The 19,286-nt window shown below is 34.8% G+C and carries 15 protein-coding genes; 4 read left to right on the top strand and 11 right to left on the bottom strand.

Going from position 1 to position 19,286, the window contains the following annotated elements; all coding sequences use genetic code 11:
* Positions 1 to 55 precede the first annotated feature (55 nt).
* The 3 genes from B0A66_RS14250 to B0A66_RS14240 all read right to left on the bottom strand — a co-directional run bounded on the left by B0A66_RS14250 (position 56) and on the right by B0A66_RS14240 (position 5,458).
* Entirely contained in the window at positions 56 to 3,223 is a 3,168-nt protein-coding gene (locus B0A66_RS14250) for an efflux RND transporter permease subunit (protein ID WP_089050525.1), read from the bottom strand.
* Between the two features lie 11 nt (positions 3,224 to 3,234).
* Complete coding sequence (locus tag B0A66_RS14245; RefSeq protein WP_089050633.1) at positions 3,235 to 4,377, bottom strand: efflux RND transporter periplasmic adaptor subunit; 1,143 nt, start codon at positions 4,375 to 4,377, stop codon at positions 3,235 to 3,237.
* Positions 4,378 to 4,864: 487 nt separating this feature from the next.
* On the bottom strand, positions 4,865 to 5,458 hold the full coding sequence (locus B0A66_RS14240; RefSeq protein ID WP_089050524.1) for a TetR/AcrR family transcriptional regulator: 594 nt from the start codon (positions 5,456 to 5,458) through the stop codon (positions 4,865 to 4,867).
* A 785-nt stretch (positions 5,459 to 6,243) separates the two neighbouring features.
* On the opposite strand from B0A66_RS14240, the gene B0A66_RS14235 reads away from it, so the two are divergent.
* Together B0A66_RS14235 and B0A66_RS14230 are read left to right on the top strand one after the other, a co-directional pair.
* Positions 6,244 to 6,591, top strand: coding sequence for a hypothetical protein (locus B0A66_RS14235; protein WP_089050523.1), 348 nt, complete (start codon positions 6,244 to 6,246; stop codon positions 6,589 to 6,591).
* A 175-nt stretch (positions 6,592 to 6,766) separates the two neighbouring features.
* Positions 6,767 to 7,204: a hypothetical protein gene (locus tag B0A66_RS14230; RefSeq protein ID WP_089050522.1), complete on the top strand. Its 438-nt coding sequence runs from the start codon at positions 6,767 to 6,769 to the stop codon at positions 7,202 to 7,204.
* A gap of 291 nt (positions 7,205 to 7,495) precedes the next feature.
* Here B0A66_RS14230 and B0A66_RS14225 read toward each other — a convergent pair whose 3' ends face one another.
* Genes B0A66_RS14225 through B0A66_RS14215 form a run of 3 tightly spaced genes read right to left on the bottom strand, consistent with a single transcriptional unit; the run spans position 7,496 to position 13,262 of the window.
* Complete coding sequence (locus tag B0A66_RS14225; protein WP_089050632.1) at positions 7,496 to 8,584, bottom strand: efflux RND transporter periplasmic adaptor subunit; 1,089 nt, start codon at positions 8,582 to 8,584, stop codon at positions 7,496 to 7,498.
* Between the two features lie 7 nt (positions 8,585 to 8,591).
* A complete protein-coding gene (locus B0A66_RS14220) occupies positions 8,592 to 11,864 on the bottom strand; it encodes an efflux RND transporter permease subunit (RefSeq protein WP_089050521.1) in 3,273 nt (1,090 codons plus the stop codon).
* 12 nt (positions 11,865 to 11,876) lie between these two features.
* Positions 11,877 to 13,262 carry a TolC family protein gene (locus tag B0A66_RS14215; protein WP_089050520.1) on the bottom strand — a complete coding sequence of 462 codons (1,386 nt, stop codon included), beginning with the start codon at positions 13,260 to 13,262 and terminating at the stop codon, positions 11,877 to 11,879.
* A 164-nt stretch (positions 13,263 to 13,426) separates the two neighbouring features.
* On the opposite strand from B0A66_RS14215, the gene B0A66_RS14210 reads away from it, so the two are divergent.
* Together B0A66_RS14210 and B0A66_RS14205 are read left to right on the top strand one after the other, a co-directional pair.
* Positions 13,427 to 14,464, top strand: a complete 1,038-nt coding sequence (locus B0A66_RS14210; protein WP_089050519.1) for a sensor histidine kinase — start codon at positions 13,427 to 13,429, stop codon at positions 14,462 to 14,464.
* Positions 14,464 to 15,162 (top strand): LytR/AlgR family response regulator transcription factor, encoded by a 699-nt coding sequence (locus tag B0A66_RS14205; RefSeq protein WP_089050518.1) that lies wholly within the window; start codon positions 14,464 to 14,466, stop codon positions 15,160 to 15,162. Before B0A66_RS14210 ends, B0A66_RS14205 begins: the two co-directional genes overlap by 1 nt.
* A gap of 112 nt (positions 15,163 to 15,274) precedes the next feature.
* On the opposite strand, the gene B0A66_RS14200 is transcribed toward B0A66_RS14205, so the two are convergent.
* From B0A66_RS14200 to B0A66_RS14180, 5 genes are all read right to left on the bottom strand, one after another.
* A complete protein-coding gene (locus B0A66_RS14200) occupies positions 15,275 to 16,039 on the bottom strand; it encodes an SDR family oxidoreductase (RefSeq protein WP_089050517.1) in 765 nt (254 codons plus the stop codon).
* Between the two features lie 125 nt (positions 16,040 to 16,164).
* On the bottom strand, positions 16,165 to 16,890 hold the full coding sequence (locus tag B0A66_RS14195) for an SDR family oxidoreductase (RefSeq protein WP_089050516.1): 726 nt from the start codon (positions 16,888 to 16,890) through the stop codon (positions 16,165 to 16,167).
* Between the two features lie 244 nt (positions 16,891 to 17,134).
* Positions 17,135 to 18,058, bottom strand: a complete 924-nt coding sequence (locus B0A66_RS14190; protein WP_089050515.1) for a helix-turn-helix domain-containing protein — start codon at positions 18,056 to 18,058, stop codon at positions 17,135 to 17,137.
* A 132-nt stretch (positions 18,059 to 18,190) separates the two neighbouring features.
* Positions 18,191 to 18,757, bottom strand: a complete 567-nt coding sequence (locus B0A66_RS14185) for a 2'-5' RNA ligase family protein (protein ID WP_244283492.1) — start codon at positions 18,755 to 18,757, stop codon at positions 18,191 to 18,193.
* A gap of 61 nt (positions 18,758 to 18,818) precedes the next feature.
* A complete protein-coding gene (locus B0A66_RS14180) occupies positions 18,819 to 19,130 on the bottom strand; it encodes a hypothetical protein (RefSeq protein ID WP_089050514.1) in 312 nt (103 codons plus the stop codon).
* Positions 19,131 to 19,286: the final 156 nt, after the last annotated feature.

Raw genomic sequence — 19,286 nt, 5'->3', positions numbered from 1 at the left:
AGGCGATACCAGCAAAAACTGTTATCAGAATTGTCGTTATGTAATTTTCCATTTTTTATTTTTCTTCGTTATGAATTACGGCAACCGGTTTTCCGGAAACCTTTTCTTGTAAATGTTGGAATACGATAAATAACACAGGAATGATTAATAATCCCAGAATTACTCCGGAAACCATTCCTCCCGCAGCACCAATACTAATAGAGTGGTTACCTTGTGCAGATGGTCCTTTAGCACTCATCATAGGAATTAAACCTACCACAAAAGCAAGCGATGTCATGATAATTGGTCGTAAACGTAATTTAGCCGCATCGATAGACGCTTTTACCAAAGCTTGTCCTGATTTTCGTTTCTGCACCGCAAATTCTACAATCAAGATGGCATTTTTAGCGAGCAGTCCAATAAGCATAACTAAAGCTACTTGTACGTAAATGTTATTTTCAATTCCAGTTAATCCAATTGCTACAAATACTCCAAATATACCTGCAGGGATAGATAAGATTACAGCCAAAGGCAATATGTAACTTTCGTACTGTGCAGCAAGTAAGAAATAGATGAATATCAAACACAGTAAAAATATAGTTGCCGATTGTCCTCCGGAAGAAATCTCTTCACGTGTTTGTCCTGAAAATTCAAAACTATAACCTGCAGGTAATTGTTGTGCTGCTACTTCTTCAATTGCTTTAATGGCATCTCCGGAACTAAATCCAGGTTTCGGAATCGCATTAATAGAAATCGAGTTGAATAAGTTGTATCTCGAGGCCGTTTCAGAACCATAAATACGAGATAGTTTTACCAATGTATTTAGCGGAACCATTTCGCCATTTTTATTTTTTACAAAAACACGATCGATCGCAGTAGGATCAGCTCTGTCGGCAATATCAGCCTGAACTACAACACGGTAATATTTACCAAATCGGTTGAAGTCAGAAGCTTGAGCACTACCAAAATACGCTTGCATGGTTTGCAGAATATCTTTTACTTTTACACCTAACTGATCTGCTTTTGCATCATCAATATCCAGTTGTAATTGTGGATAATCTGCTTTGAAACTTGTAAACGCTACAGCAATCTCAGGACGTTTCATCAATTCTCCGATGAAGTTTTGAGAAATACCACTAAACTTATCCAGTTTACCGCCTGTTTTATCCTGCAACACTAAGTCTAAGGCTTCTACGTTACTAAATCCGGGAACGGTTGGAAAACTAAATACGAAGAAACTTCCGCCTGAAATAGCACCCAATTTACCACGAACCTGATTCATGATTTCATCAATATTTTTGACATCACCACGGTCTTCATTTGGTTTTAACAACACAAACACAACTGCTGATGATGGACTTGTAGAGTTCGTTAACAAGTTGAAACCTGAAATCGCCGTTACATCTCTCGAAGCATCTAATTTGCTTAACAGATTTTCTGCTTCAGTCATTACTTTTTGAGTTCCGTCTAAAGAAGTTCCAGAAGGTGTATTTACCGCAATAGCAATAAATCCTTGATCTTCTGTAGGTATAAATCCTGATGGAGTAGTTTTAACCATTACAATTGTAGCAACAGTAATTAAAGCTAATCCACCTAAACTAACCCATTTGTTGCGAATTAAGAATTTTAATCCACCTACATAACGGTTGGTTAACGAGTTGAAACTGGTATTAAATGCAGTAAAGAATTTTTCTTTAAATCCTTTTTTCTCGTATGGAGCAGTAGCATTGTCGTGCCCGGAATGATTATCTTTCAAGAATAATGCAGCAAGTGCAGGACTTAAAGTCAAAGCATTAATCGCAGAGATTACAATTGCAATCGCCATTGTAAACGCAAACTGACGATAGAATACTCCAGTTGAACCTTCCATAAAACCAACCGGTAGGAATACAGCAGCCATTACTAACGTAATCGAAATAATAGCACCCGTGATTTCGTGCATTGCTTCATGCGTTGCAATTTTAGGAGATAAATGTTTATGCTCCATTTTAGCATGCACGGCTTCAACTACTACAATCGCATCATCGACGACAATACCAATCGCCAGAATTAAGGCAAATAAAGTTAGTAAGTTGATAGAGAAACCAAATAACTGCATGAAAAAGAACGTACCTAAAATAGCAACCGGAACTGCAATTGCAGGAATAAGCGTAGATCTAAAATCCTGTAAGAAGATAAATACCACGATGAAAACCAATATAAAGGCTTCTAATAAAGTATGTTTTACCTGATCGATTGATTGATCCAGCGAAACTTTTGTACTATAGAAAATATTGTGTTTAATTCCGCTAGGAAAATCTTTAGAAGCCTTAACCATCAATTTGTTAATCGCCACCTGAATGTCATTAGAATTAGAACCTGCTAACTGAATAACACCAATTACAATTCCTTTTTTACCATTCAAACGGGTTAAACTGTTGTAAGAGTAAGCACCAAGTTCTACACGGGCAACATCTTTTAAACGAAGGATAGAACCGTCAGCATTAGAGCGAATCGCTATGTTTTGGTAATCCTCTGGTTTGGTTAGTTTTCCTTTGTATTTAATTACATATTCAAAAACTTCTTTACTTCTTTCTCCAAATTTACCCGGAGCAGCTTCTAAACTTTTGTCCTGAATAGCTGCCATAACCTCATTTGGTGTAACATTATAAGTAGACATTTGAGTTGGGTTTAACCAAACTCGCATCGAGTAATCTTTTACACCACCAAAAATACTGGCGGCACCAACTCCGGGAATACGTTTAATCTCCGGAATAATATTAATTTGAGCATAGTTGGCAACAAAAGTCTGATCGTATTTGGCTTCATCTTCTGTATACATACCGATAGCCATGATAAAACTATTTTGTTGTTTGGCAGTAGTTACACCTTGTTGTACAACTTCAGCAGGCAATTGGCTTGTAGCTTGTGCCACTCTGTTTTGTACGTTAACAGCAGCCTGATCGGCATCAGTTCCCAGTTTAAAGAAAACGGTAATGGCAAGCGTACCATCATTACTGGCAGTAGAACTCATGTACGTCATGTTTTCAACACCATTTATCGATTCTTCAAGAGAAGGAGCAACAGAACGCAAAACCGTTTCTGCATTCGCTCCCGGATAAACAGCCGTTACCAATACAGATGGTGGTGCAATATCAGGAAACTGTTGTAAAGGCAATTTTGTTAGGCCAAGTACACCTAATATCACCAACAAGATGGAGATAACGGTTGCCAGTACAGGTCTTTGTATAAATATTTTGAACATTTTTGTAAAAATTATTTTTTGTTAATGATTTGAGCCACTTTAGAAGTTGCTTTCTCAGGCTGAATTAATTGTCCTTCCTGAAGTTTATCGATACCGCTCAACACAATTTGATCTCCTGATTTTACACCTTCGCTGATTAAGTAGTTTACACCACTTTTTCCGATAACAATAATTGGCATTTTATTAACCTTGTTCTCATTGTTTACAGTAAATACAAAGATTTTATCTTGCATTTCAACAGTAGCTGATTGTGGAATTAAAATAGCATCATCATGCTGAAGACCTAAACGTATTTTTCCTGTATTTCCGGAACGTAGTGTACCGTTAGCATTTGGGAAAGTTGCTCTCAACGTAATAGCGCCCGTGTTTTTATCGAATTGACCATCGACCATGTCAATTTTTCCTGATTTCTCGTAAGCATTGTTATCAGCAAGGATTAGAGTTACTGGAGGTAATTTTTTGATTTTGTCACCAATTGTATTTCCAGTATAATGTGCTTTAAAATTGATGAAATCAGTTTCTCCTAAAGAGAAGTAAACAAACACTTCATGTACATCTGAAAGTTTAGTTAATGGCTCGATATCAGCTGCAGATACAAGACTTCCTTGTTTTTTAGGTAATCTTCCAATGTAACCACTTACTGGAGCTGTCACATTTGTGTAGCTTAGATTAATTCGGGCAGATTCTACCATTGCCTTAGCCTGCTCAATGTTGGCAGCAGCAATTTTCTGAGAAGCCTTAGCCGTTTTCAATTGATAATCAGAAACTACTTTGTTTTGCACCAGCGGAGTCAGTTTGTCAACTTCTAATTGTGAGTTGATCAAAGCAGCTTCGGCAGCATGAAGACTAGCCAATGCATTGTTTAATTGCTCACGAAAAGGACGTTCGTTGATTTTAAATAAAGATTGTCCTTTAGTTACATAAGCACCTTCATCTACCAATACGCGATCAAGGTTTCCGCTTACTTGCGGACGAATTTCTACATCTACAGTTCCTTGAATCGAAGCCGGATATTCCGTATCCGTAATAGTATTAGCGCTTGAAACCGCTAAAACCGGTAAAAGCGGTGCAGCAGGGGCAGGAGCTTGTGATTTATCTGCACAACTGCTAAGTATAAGTGCAAGGATAAAACTGGTTATAATTACATTTTTCATTTTTAGATTGGTTTTTAATTTGTTGGACATTTTTTTATTGCTTTTTTTAGTTGGTGGTTGTTTGTTATTGTTGTTTAATCGGTTATTTGGTTAATCGTGTAATCGTTTGTTGTTTGTTGTTTGTTGTTTGTTTTAAACGTTATTAAATAAATTAACAGTGTTAAGTTTGAAAACAAAGATTTTCATATATTTTAGTATTTACTCATAACTCATAACTCAGATTAAACTAAATTAAATTATCTAACAGTGTTAAGCTTTAAAGCATAAATTGTTTCGTAATCGTTAGTTTTTGTATTATTTAAAATTATTTGACTTACTCAAAACAAAATTAAATAACCTAACAGTGTTAAGTACTTAAGCGCACTTTATTATAATTATATTTTGAATTAAAAATACATAACTCATAATTCAAATTTCTTAGTTTATAATTTAAAAAAAAACAGGTATTAAATCATTTATCACTGTTAAGTAAAAACGAAAATTTTTTTTACTGTATTGATTTGATTATTCCACCAATCGCATCTTTTAGGATTTGATTGTTAATCGTTTCCATTACTTCACTTCTGTTAATGATATTGATAGCGATCAAGCCATGAATAACAGAAAAGAAGGTGAAATATTTTTGTTTAATTACGTCATTACTTGGATTACTGTTTTTCATAATTTCAGCAATTACAGAGGTAAACAGCTTATAAGGCTTTTCCTGAGCAGAGCATTGTTGTGAACAACAGTTCATTTGCACTCCAAACATTACCTGATACATTTCGGTATCTGTGAAAGCAAAATCCCAATAAGCCATCCACATAGCTTCTAACTGTTCTTCCGGTTTTTCAAACTTAGCTTTGGCTTTTTCAAGTTCTTTCGCTAATTTTATAAAGCCTTTTCCGGTTAGTTCCTGTAAGATAGCATCCTTATTAGAAAAATATTCGTAAATGATAGGAGCAGTGTATTCAATTTTATCAGCAATTTTTCGCATACTCAGACCATGCCATCCTTCTTCTTTAACGATAGCATAAGCAGCATCAAGAATATTAGTTCTTGTTTCTTCTTTTTGTCTTAAAATACGATCTTTACTTGCCATTTTAATTGAGTATTAAATTGTTTAACACCGTTAGGCAAATGTATGGCGCTTTTTGAAATTAAAATATATTTTTATCATAATTTTTTCTTATCGTATGATAAATGAATTTAAAATTGGATTCAATTAATTGATTTTAAGCTGTTTATGTGTTTTTATTTTATTGATTATTTTTTTATTCGTCTTATAAGATTTTGATTTATCATTCTAATTTGTTGTTTTACTGTATCTTATATGCGTAATTATTGCTATTGGAACTCAGATGAAATGTTACTATTTTTATCAGAGCAGGAAAAGAGATTTTTTTTACAGAATTTTCACCTTATTTTTGGTTAAAAACTTATTATGAGACGTTTTATTTTGAAATGCAATTAAAATCTGATTTTAATATTTTGTATTTTTAGTGTATGTGTTTCATGTGTTTTGTATTGATTATCAATTGTTTAGTTTGTATATTTTTGTTCTAAACAATCTTTTTTTGCAATTAAAAATATGTCTTATGTTGATATATTTTGACGGTATTTTTACTGAAATATATTATTATTTTATGTATTGATTTTTTACAATCTAAATATTAAATAAGAAATAGATTTCAAATTACGCAATCATATCCCCTAAATGATTGATAAAGTTCTATAGTAATCTGTCTCGCTGTGATTTAAAATTGCACTTTTAAAAGATGTAAAATCGATTACTATTTGTGTGTCATCAAATAGTAATGCCTCGACGAAAAATTTAATTGTATAACGGTAGTATTCAAGAAGATGCTACATTAATTGTGATGTAATATGAGAAAATCAGTTGGAGAAGTAGATTTAACGTGTCGTACAGATGGGAGTGTCTGGATATACGACAACAGAAAAAACAACGCTTCATTTATGGTGAATGATAGTGATGATGTTTGTTATAACGATTCGGTTGGAAACTATATGACAAGTTCCCCGCGTTATATCAGTATAAATTTTGAACATTTCCAGTTAAAGAATTATGGTGATGCTATTCGAAAAAGCGATGGTACACGCATGATTATGATGAGGAAAGAAGACATTCAGGATATTGCCAACAAAACTTTTTACGATGAAGGACAAGTACATGTTATCGACTTTTTAACTTTTAACGTTAACGAGCCAAAATAATTGCAATGTTGTTAGACCTGACAACAATTTGATTTAATCTACTGCAAGGTCATTCTTTTCATAATACCACAAAATAAACTTCTATTTATGATAGAAGAAATAATACTGCGAAACTCTTGATATTGATGTTGAGAGGGAAGTGCTATTTTGTATAACTAAACTAATTATTGCTATTATGAAAGTCATTAAAATTACTATATTCTTTCTGTTGTATATTGCAAATTGTGCAGCTCAGCCCGGGATAGAAGAGAGTGCAACGATCAACATTCAATCCATGTATGCCAAGGGTAAACAAGTATTCAAAAAAGGTAATGCCGCTATGTCGACTAACACCATTCACTTAGAAAATAAGACGGGTGAAATAGATGTATGGACGGGTACTGTCAGTAAATTAGAGGAGAGTTTTGATCACTTCATTTACAAAAAAGATACCATGCGTGTAAAAATGCTTTTACCTTCTCATCACAGACTCGCAGGCATAAAGATTAGAGAACTTAATTTTACTAAAGGCAGCTACACTATTAATTTGCTAAAGCTTATTGAAAAAACAGACAACATTCAAAATGGCTTTCTGATCATTAATAATTTTCCTGATGACTGTTTAGGGATATAGATTTTAGATTGCAGATTTTAGATTTTAGATTTGTTGGAGTGTTGATTTAGAATTTTAGATTTTAGAATATTTAAGTTAGACTATCCATTTACAGAATCTAAAATCTGCAATCTAAAATCTAAAATTTAGAGGAATCTACAATCTAAAATCTGCAATAAAAAAAGGACAGCATGTTATCAGCGTGCTGTCCTTCAAGGTGAATTTGATTTGCATTTAAATCATAATGATTTAAAAAGCCGCAAATAATTGCGTACAGTTTTGGTAATCACTAAAATGAAGGCTAAACGCAGGTTATTCGTTTATGATATCGCCTTCCTTAGTTTCTTCGCTGGCAATTTTTACCAGTTTATCTTTCAGGTTTAAATCGCCAAAAATTTCAACTTTATTGTCGATTTCTCTTCCTCGTTTTACATCAACTCGGGCTGCTTTATGGTTTACTACTTTAATAACAAAAGTACCTTCTGCTGAATTCACTAATGCTGATTTTGGAATTACAAACGTGCTGTCTTTCGCATTAAGCGGTAATAAAACCTCGGCTACCATTCCCGGTAATAAGTTTCCTTTTGTATTATGTACATCCATTTCGACTCTTTCTGAACGTAATTTTAAATCAAGAGCACCGGACATTCTCTGAATTGTAGCTTTAAACGTTTCCGGTAATGATTTTACGTTAAAACTCATTTCATCACCATTGTGTAAATAACCTGTATACAGTTCCGGAATAGAAACTGCTAAACGCAATTTATCTTGTTGTTGAATCGTTAATAATGGCAAATCGGAACCTTTTCCTGTAGGTCCCACAAAAGCGCCTAAATTGACATTTCTTGCAGCAACAACACCATCAAAAGGAGCACGGATTTCAAGATAACCTCTCATGATTGATATTTCTTTATGGGCGGCAACTGCTGCCTGGTATTGTGCGTAATCAGAATTTTTCTTTCCGTTTGCCATTTCCAGATCATTTTTAGAAATTGTTCCTTCAACCTTGCTCGTTTCGTAAATACGGTTGTAAGTACTTTTGCTGGTCGTGTAAATAGCTTCCATAGATTTCAATCTTGATTCGGCTGCAGCCAATTGAGAACTAATTTCAGGCGCTTCCAAAACAATTAAAAGCTGTCCTTTTTTTACTTTAGTTCCAATATCAACTTTAAGCAATTTTACAAAACTGCTTACTTTAGCATATAAATCTACTTGTTGAAAACCTGTTAACTCGGCTGGTAAACGTAACTCTGTCGTCAGTTTTTCTTTCTCTAACGAAAATGTTTCTACTTTAGGTTCGATGGCCGCTGTAACCGTTTCTTCTTTTTTAGAATTACAACTGCTTAGTATAAGTAAGGCTACAAAGAATAGAGCCGTTGATTGTACTATTTTATTTTTCATATTCATTTTATGATTTTAATGATGAGATATAATGAATGCTTTCTTCGTCCTCAGGATCTAAAGAAACAGACTGTGTTGTTGTTTTTTCCTGTGCCCATGCAAAGATAAGTGGGAGAATAAGTAAAACGGCAAATGTCGAAAATAATAGTCCTCCAATTACAGCTCTACCCAAAGGCGAAACCTGATCGCCTCCTTCGCCATGTCCAATCGCCATTGGCAACATTCCCGCAATCATCGCAACTGAGGTCATAATAATCGGACGAAGACGCAACGCTGCTGCTTCTCGTGCTGATTCTAAAGCGTTTCCGTTTATTTTTCGAAGCTGTTCAGCATTGGTAACCAATAAAACGGCATTTGCAATCGAAACTCCAACAGACATGATGATTCCCATGTACGATTGTAAGTTTAGCGTTGAACCGGTTAAAGTCAGCATCAAAAGCGCTCCTAAAACAACCGCCGGAACCGTAGTTAGAATAACCAATGAAACCTTGAAAGATTGAAAATTAGCGGCTAACATTAAGAAGATCACAAATATGGCAACCAATAACCCTACCTGCAAACTACTTAATGTTTCGCTCAATACCTTACTCATTCCAATAGGTGTGATGAACAATCCACGAGGTAATTCACCTAGTGAACTTATAGTCGCATCCACATCTTTCACAGCCGTACCTAAATCGGTTTGGCTAATGTTTGCTGTAACGGTAATGTATGGCATAGCCCCTAAATTGTCATTTTCACCACTTACAAATCCGGGTGTAATTTTGGCAACGTCACTCAAAACAGGACGAAGCGAGTTTTTTAATACCGGAATTTCTCCAATATCAGTTTTACTTTTCATTTGATTTAGTGGAACCTGAACCTGAACGTTATAGGATAATCCCGCTCTTTCATCAATCCACATATTTTTTTCCGTATAACGTGATGATGATGTTGATGCCACAAGCGATCTTGAAATATCATTCATGTCAACACCTAATTCCGCAGCACGTGTTCTGTCAATATCAATATTCATAGCCGGATAATGAATAGGCTGACCAATCTGCACATCTCTAAAATAAGATATCGCTTTAAGCTTGTCTACAATTTGATTGGCATACAATTCATTTCGTTTTTTATCTTTTCCTGCAATTCGAATTTCGATTGGAGTAGGCGAACCTTGACTTAAAACTTTATCGGTAAGTTCGATTGGCTCAAACGAAACTTTTACATCGGGCATTACTTTTTTAAGGCGCTCTCTAAATTCATCCTTAAAGTCATCCATATCAACATGATATTCTTTTAAACTTACCTGAAAAACAGCCTCATGCGAACCTGCCATAAACAAATAAATTGGATTGATGGAGAATAACGAAGGGTGTTGTCCAACATATACAGAAGAAATTCCAATGTGTTCTTTACCCACCATTTTTTCTAATTCCTTTAAAACAACAATTGCTTTTTCTTCCGTTCGTTCTAAACGGGTTCCGTCAGGAGCGCGCATTCTTAACTGAAACTGACTTGAATTTACTTTTGGAAATACATCTTTACCAATAAAAGAAATAAATACCACCGCAAATGCCGTTATCACAATTAAATACGTTAATCCTGCCACTTTTTTATAAGGAAACAAACGATCTAAGGTTTTCATGAAGCGAAGCCTGAAACGCTCGAAAAGATCCACCTTTCCGTCGTTATTACTATCTTCTTTTTCGATCATCGCTTTTTTCTGTGTGATCAGTTCCTTTTCAGACTCAGGCGTTAATCCGCAAGCGTTAAACTCTGCTTCATCATCTGTGATATTTGGAGCGTGATCATGTTTTGGATGCGCTTTCATCAACCAGTTTGCCATTACAGGAACAAAGGTCTGAGATAATAAAAACGAAATAATCATAGAAAAACCAATTGCTAAAGCCAAAGGTAAAAACAACGCACCCGGAATTCCGACCATCGTAAAGGCCGGAGCAAACACGGCAAGTATACAAAGCAGAATTAATAATTTAGGCAATGCAATTTCCTGACAGGCATCCCAAATGGCGAGTGCCTTGGGTTTTCCCATATCGAGATGCTGGTGAATGTTTTCTATCGTTACGGTACTTTCATCAACCAAAATCCCGATCGCTAAAGCCAGTCCACTCAAAGACATTAAATTAATCGTCTGTCCGAATAATTTAAGGAATAAAACACCCGAAATAATCGAAATAGGAATAGTTAGAATTACAATTAACGCAGCACGTCTGTCACCAAGGAAAAGCAAAACCATTAATCCGGTTAATGCAGCTCCAATGATACCTTCTGTAATTAAACTTTTTACGGAGTTAATTACATAAACCGATTGGTCAAATTCGTATGATAATTGCACGTCCTCAGGAAGTGTACTTTGAATTTTTGGTAATTCACTTTTAAGTTTCTGAACTACATCCCAGGTTGAAGCGTCTCCTGCTTTTGCGATACTAATATAAACCGAACGTTTTCCGTTTACAAGTGCGTAACCTGCTGTAATATCAGCACCATCTTTTACGCTGGCAACATCGCCTAAAGTTAAGTTTTGAACTCCGCCTTTGAATAACGGAATTTTTTCAAAATCCTTAACTTCTTTGATTGTATTGTTGGTAGGTGTAATATAATTGACATCACCAATTCTAACATTTCCGGATGGAGCAGTCTGATTGTTTACACGAATCGCTTCTACAACCTGATCGGGTGTCATATTGTGCGAACGCAATAAATCCGGATCAACATTAACCTCAATTGTTCTTGGGCTTCCGCCGAAGGGTGCCGGAGATAATAAACCAGGAATCGAAGTAAAGGAAGCACGTACATATACGTTGGCTAAATCCTGTAATTCATTGTTTGAACGTATTTTACTGCTCAAAACCAATTGTCCGATTGGTAGAGAAGAAGCATCAAAACGAATAATAAACGGAGGCTGTGTTCCCGGAGGAAAAGCCGCCTGAATTCTGTTCGAAAGCGAACTTAACTCAGCAGCAGCCTGCGCCATGTTAGTATTTTCATAGTAGGTTAATTTCATGATCATTAACCCCTGAATATTTTTAGTTTCAACAGATTTTACACCATTAGCAAACGGTAAAATGTTGACGTAAGTTTTGGCAAAATAAGATTCCATCTGGTCAGGTGTGTAACCTCCAAACGGATGAGCAATATAAATGACTGGTAAGTTCATTTTTGGCAGAATGTCTACCTTAATGTCCTTGATGGCCCCAATTCCGAAAAAGAACAAACCTGCAACCAATACTAAGATCGAGATGGGTTTGCGGAGTGCAAAACGTATTAAATTCATTAGGATCTATAATTAAAATTCATTTATAAATAAGTCAAAATTGCCTGTTGCAGCGACTTTTAGTAAGTACGATTGCCATACATTATTGTTAACAATGTCGCGATCTATTTCGGCACGGTTTAAAGTGTACATAATTTGTGTTAAATCAGTAAGATCTGTTAATCCGTTTTTGTATAAAGTTGATTTTTGCAAATATGCTTTTTGGGCAGCACTAACCTGAATAGGCGCTTCGGCATAATTCTCGAGTGTAATTTTTATTTTATCCTCGGCAAAATTAAGCTGTGATTTTAATTCTCTGTCCGCCTGATTGTATTCTTCCTGCAAAGCTTGCGACACATATTTTTGGGCGCTAACCTGTTTGCTCATTCTAAACGGCGTAGTCAGGTTCCAGGTAATTCCAATTCCCACTAAATAATTAGTACGATCCGGATTTACACCATCAACATAATTTCGAGTAAAAGCAGTCTGATCGGTTGCGTACGCAGCATCAAATCCCGATGCTCTGGTTTGCAAAACACCAAAAGCAGTCATTGTTGGATAATAAAAACGTTTGTACAAGTTAGCCTGTTGATTGCTGTAATCGATTTTTGTTTTGTACAATTGAAGCAACGGATGAAGACTATCACTCGTTCTTTCAGCCGTTAACAAGGCTTTAGGAATGTCATTGACAAAAAGCGTATCGGTTGCAAAATCCTGTGGAGCAACACCCATCAAATCAACCAATTTGTTGTTTTGTTCCTTAACGAAGTTCTTCGCAAGATTCAGTGCAATTTTTGCTTTAGACACTTCGGCTGTAGCCAAGGTAGAATCTACGCCGGCAAGCAATCCGTTTTTGACACGTACTACGGCAGTCCTTTTAAAAACTTCGGCACGATCTAAGTTCTTTTTTTGTGAAATAAGCAATCTCTGACTCGCTAAAAGGTTTAAATAAGCAGCTGAGATTTTAATTTCCTGCTGAAATTTCTCTTGCTTCAGATCTTTTTCTTTGGCCTGAAGGTCTACTTTAGCCAAATTGATCTTTTCCTGAGCTTTTCCGAAAGTAAAGAAATCCCAGTTCATGTTTACCAGATAAAGCGCTCCAAAGGCAGAGTTCCAGTTTTGTTGCGGTAGTGGTAATCCCGATGATGCCACACCAAGTCCTCCAAAACCATAAAGCGGTCCGTTTTGTCCGTTTACAGTTCCGTAATCTTGTTGTGCAGATAGGTTTAGATTAGGTAAATAGTCTCTGCGAGATTGTTTTAAGTTTTCTCGAGAGGCATTGGTGTAGTTGTTTTTCGATTTAATGGAACCGTAGTTTTCAAGACCTGTTTTTACTGCTTCTTTTAAAGACAGGGTTTGAGCATAACTACCAGAGCCAATAATCAGAAAAAATAGTAAAGTAATTTTTTTCAGACACATAAAATTTCGTGGTGTATAATGATGAACAAAAATATTTCTCTTTGGCTGATAAAAGTCATCTTAAATGATATACTGCAGTAATAAATGATGAATTGAATTGGTCATTTAATGGAAATGATAATTAAATATTTGTTCGTACTTTGTAAACTATTTAAGTATTAAAAATGAGTAAAAAATTTGATAACATATTGGATAACAAATGGTGGCAGGAAATTGCCGTTATTCTTTTTTCCTTTACAATTTATACACTAAAGAATGACTGGATGTTATTTAGTTCTATGGCATCTATCTTAATGGGTCTGTTTTTCTACTTCATTTTATACATGCATGCACAATTCAATCGCTTCTTTTTATTACCCATCTTATTCAAAACCCAAAAACCGCTTACGTATATTTTTCTAACACTTTTTGGAGTAGTTGCATTCTCTATCGTATTGTACGAAGTGATGATGCTGGAGATGTTTAGTACCTGCCGATTGTATCAGAATTCACACCAACGCAGTTATACGTATCAATTAGCGAGTGTACTGGGGACGTTGGTTTGCATTTTAAGTCCAATTATTGTTTTTAAGTTCTACAGAATTCATAAAAAACAAACAGACGAAGCCTTGTTGTTCAATCAAATGCAATTGAATTCGCTGAAAGGACAATTAAATCCACACTTTTTATTCAATACCTTTAATACGCTTTACGGAATAAGTCTTGAGTTTCCGGATCGTACACCGGATCTGATCATGAAAGTTTCGCAGTTAATGCGTTATCAATTAGAAAGTAACAGCAAACAATGTGTTTCTTTAGAAGACGAACTTGAATTTATAAACAGTTACGTGCAACTGGAAAAGGAGCGTGTAGGCTATCGTTGCGATATAACCTATGATTGTAAAATCGATAATGAAAACTTGTATAAGGTTTCGCCTATGTTGTTGATTGCTTTTATAGAAAATGCTTTCAAACACGGAACTTGTGCTATCGAAAAATGTTTTGTGCGTATCTTTGTTACAGTCGAAAATGGTTTATTGCATTTGCATGTTGTCAATTCCATTCCGACAAAAAAAATAGATGTAGTTTCAACTAAAATCGGTTTAAAAAATACCATTGAACGTTTAAATTTAATTTATGGTAAAGACTATAAGTTAGACATTCAAGAGGATAATAATACGTATATCGTTGACTTGAAATTGCAATTGAAAAAATTCCTTTAATGAGAGAATCCAAAAAATGTATTATTGTTGATGATGAACCTGCTGCACATTATGTGTTGGTCAATTACATCAAACAAAATCCACAATTAGATTTGGTTTTTCAGGGATACAATGGTATCGAAGCCATGAATTATCTTCGGGAGAACAAAGTCGATTTGATGTTTTTGGATATCAACATGCCCGAAATTTCAGGAATGGAATTGCTAAAGATTCTGCCAAAACATCCTAAAACTATCCTAACAACAGCTTATTCTGAATTTGCATTAGAAAGTTATGACTACGGTGTGATCGATTATTTATTGAAGCCAATTTATTTCCCCAGATTTCTAAAAGCAGTGGACCGTTTTTTTGAAACAGAAAATTTAAAAACCCAACAAGCAGAAGAAGTAATAAATTCAGTATCTGTAAAAGTAGACGGTTATTTTATTGAGCTTGAACTAGATCAGTTATTGTTTGCACAAAGTTTTGGAAACTACGTAAAGATTCATACAACCAAACGAACTTACCTAGCTTCTATTACGACAAGTGAATTAGAGAAATGTCTTCCCGAAAAAAACTTCATGCGCATTCATAAATCGTATATTGTAGCGCTGGATAAAATTGAGGGTACAGAAAAGGATTTTGTAAGCATTAAAAAAGAAAAAATACCAATTGGAATTACTTATAAAAGAGAACTTTCAGATCGGTTTAAAAAATAAAATCACGTCCGGAATATTTTTCCATCAGTGATTAACGATGCTTACTAATTCAAATTTATTTGGATGAACAAACCCGACACGTTTTTTATAACGATGCCGGGTTTTGTTTTTATTATAACATCATTCCGCCTGAAACTTCAATACGTTGTGCGTTTACCCAACGTGCTTCTTCAGTACATAAAAACGCAACAACTCCGCCAATATCATCCGGTAATCCAACGCGTCCTAAAGCCGTAATCGATGCGATATGTTGGTTTAATTGCTCATTATCACGAACGGCACCACCACCAAAATCGGTTTCGATAGCGCCCGGCGCAACCACATTTACTTTAATTTTTCTTGCTCCTAATTCTTTTGCCTGATATTTAGTTAAAGTTTCAATAGCACCTTTCATTGCCGCATAAGCCGCATATCCAGGGAAAGAAAAACGAGCCAAACCAGTCGAAATATTAATGATTCCGCCACCATCGTTGATGCTGTGCAATGCTTTTTGAGTAAGGAAAAAAGGTCCTTTGAACTGAATATTAGTCAACTGATCAAATTCTGCTTCAGTTGTTTCAGCAAAAGAATTGTAAATTCCAATTCCTGCATTGTTGATTAAGAAATCGAATTTGTCTGTTTTAAAGGTGTTTTTTAATGCCTGTGAAACCTGTTCTAAAAACGAATCAAAAGTTCCTGCATCTGCCACGTTCAATTGTAATGAAGCTGCTTTTTGTCCAAGACTTTCAATTTCTTTAACTACCAAATCTGCTTCTTCTTTTTTGCTGTTGTACGTAATAATTACGTCAATTCCTTTTTTTGCAATTGCAATTGCCATGTTTTTTCCTAAACCTCTGCTTCCTCCGGTAACTAAGGCTATTTTTGTATTTACTGCCATTTTATATTTAATTGTTAATTGTGAATTGTTAGTTGTGAATTGTGAATTGTGAAAAGTAAAATGTTAATTGCGAAAAGTAAATATTTTGCGATTTCACATTTAACATCTTACATTTAACTAATTGCCTAATTGGAATGTAATGCGTTGAAAGATGCTTTTAATTCTGAGACACTTGCGTTTATTCTTGTTGCGCTTGTTCCAAAAGTTAGTTCATCTTTTCCTTCTTTTAGTTGTTCGAAAATAGATACGATAAAATCACTTACACTCGGATGTGCGTCATGTAATCCGATGCCTCCAAGATCTGTGTTTAATGCTGGTGGAATAATTTCGATTACTTCAATGTTTTTTGATTTCAATATATGACGAAGCGAGATTGTAAACGAGCGGAAGAATGCTTTCGTAGCAGAATATACGGGAACTTTAGCAAAAGGAGATAATGCCAGTCCAGACGTTACATTCATTACGGTTGTAAGCGATTGTAATTGAATAAAAAGCGAAGTTAAATGTAGCGGAGCTTCAATATTAGTAGCAAGTTCTGCTTTCATACTCTGGTAAAAATCCTCATCAGCAACCGAAACCCATTTTTGAATTCCCGCATTGTTTACTAAAACATTTAGATCACTATGATTTTTTTCGATCCATTCGTAAAGCGCCACACGTTCCGCTTCAATTGCCAAGTCACATACTTTTGTAATTACGGTTGGAAATTTCGCTTTCACTTCATTTAAAACAGATTCGCGTCTGCCACAAATAATGACAGTGTTGTTTTCCTTAATGAATCTTTCCGTTAGCCCTAGTCCAATACCACTTGCGCCACCTGTTATTAGAATTTTGTTGTTTGATAAATTCATGTTTTTCGATCTTTTAATTTGATAAGACAAAGGTAGGAACGAAGTAAAGGCGGGTAATTGTAAATTTCAAACCGATGTTTGCGAAATTCAAATTCAATTTTAGATTATTAGATAGTTAGACTTCTTAGATAGTTAGATTGTTAGACTTTAAGATTCTGAGACTTTTTAATCTTTTAATCCAAAAATCTAACATTCTAATAATCTAGCAATCTAAAATCTGCAATCTAAAATCTAAAATCCGAAACTAGCTCCTAAAAGCTAAAGGCGTGTAAGTGGTTTGTTTTTTAAAGAAGTTCGAAAAATGCGCTAATTCTTCAAAGCCCAGAGAATAAGCGATTTCGGAGATATTCCAATCTGTTTGTTTGAGCAAAATTTTAGCTTCGTTTGTTAATCGGGTGCTGATTAATTCTGTAGTTGTTTTTCCGGTATTCTCTTTTAATACTTTATTGAGGTGGTTTACATGAACTGATAATCGTTCTGCAAAATCTTTAGCCGTTCTTAGTTCTAATCGCTGATTGGTTGATTCAATAGGAAATTGTCTTTCTAATAATTCAGCAAACAAGGACGAAACTCTCGCTCCGGAATTATGCTTTGAATAAAGTGCTGTTATAGGTTGTAATTTTTGTCCAAAGTGAATTAGCTCTGCGACATAATTTCGAATTAAATCGTATTTGTAAACATAATCAGAGTTAATTTCTTTTTGTATTTTGTTGAAAATCAATTCAGCTTCAACAACTTCTTCATCTGTAAGCTGAAAAATAGGATAACCGTCTGAAGCAAAAATAGGAAGTTCGTCCAAATCGATTCCGCTTTTGTTTTTAGATAGAAATTCGCTGGTGAACACGCAAAATTGCCCACCTTGATTTGTGTCTTGCGGAAGATAGTTATATGGAATTTTTGGTGTAGCAAACAGAAGTCCCTGTTTTTCGATATCGATAATTTTATCAGCATACTCCGCTCGGTTTTTACCTTTTATCAAGCTGATTTTGTAATATGCCCTGCGGTCATAAGGCATTACCGATTTGCCATGCAAACGCTCTAAAATTTCTTTTATATCAAAGATGTTGAAATGCCCAATCTCTTTTTTAATGTCGCCAGGTAATAAAGAGGTTGGTTCGATAATAGAACCGTTGGTAATGTCTTTGTAAAATGAATCAAGGGATTTCATAGAAGTGAAATTTGTAAAATTCAAATGTACTAAAAAATTAGGTATTTATTTTTTTTGTCAGGAATTCATGAATTACTGAAAGACTTTACTTAAAAATTATTTGTCAATTACTGGGTGAATGCACCACTTTAATTAAAACAAACTTCCCTGTACAAATTCTTCTTGCGTATTACTGTTGAAGGTAAAAGTATCGATTATAAAAAATTGTTTTTTATCGGGATCTAATTCTCGTAATACAATAGCATCACATACAAAATCAATGTCAATGGTGGTAAAAAGCTGTGAAGCAATTTTGAGGTTTTCGGGATTTAATCGTCGCCCAATAGAAATATGAGGATCGTTGCTTTTCTTTAGGTTAGAAATTTTCAAAGCTTCCTGCGTTTTTTTCATTATGGGTTTTAGCTGCAGGGTTGAATCAGCAGTAGGAGCAATGAAAAACGCGCCATTTTCGTAAGCACTAAAATGGTCTAAGTATACTTGAAAAGGAGAAAAAGTATCACAGATTTTAAAAAGTCGCTGTTTAATTTTTTCCACTTCGGCTTCCGTTGTTGTAAACTCACAAATGGTTATGTGCGCAACAGAATTGCAACTATTGTACCAGTCAATTTTAGACTTTAAATGGTTTTTCATCACACGTACAGCGTGTATAACGTCTGATGAAGGATAAATAGCAACAGAATATTTCTTTTCTATTTGCATTAGATTTATCGTTTAATTGACTGTAAATGTAGAGATTCTATTTAAAGAAAAAGGCATACCGCTATAACTTTCCTTTGAGGTGTAACCTGTGCAGAATCTCAGATCTTAGCAAACCGCTGCCTCCGCCAAAGTGTTCAATAACTTCAACATCGGGATTGTTTTTTAGGCAAAACGAAGTGAATTCTTTTTCAACATGATCTTCGATTGCAGAACTCAGCAAAACCATATCGATTTTGTTGTTTAAAAAATGTTCCTGTGCCAGATGTTCATCAGTAAAAGCAATTGCATTCCAATTTTCGTCTGCGTTTACAAGACGAAGCAAAATAGGCAAAATAGATTCGTTTTTTCCGAGTATTAAGAATTCAAGTTTCATAGTCAATAGTTTATTATACAAATATATTCGATAAAATATTGTCTCCACTTAATGTAGGATAAGAAAGTTTTTTTAGACTTGCTTAGATTGTTAGACTTACTTAGACTTGCTTAGATTTTTGGATTTTTAGATTTTTGGATTGAAAGATTGAAAGAT

This window comes from Flavobacterium hercynium (genome assembly GCF_002217285.1).
Lineage (GTDB): Bacteria > Bacteroidota > Bacteroidia > Flavobacteriales > Flavobacteriaceae > Flavobacterium > Flavobacterium hercynium.
The sequence above is the reverse complement of the archived record's forward strand: the minus strand, read 5'-3'. Positions and strand labels throughout refer to the sequence as shown.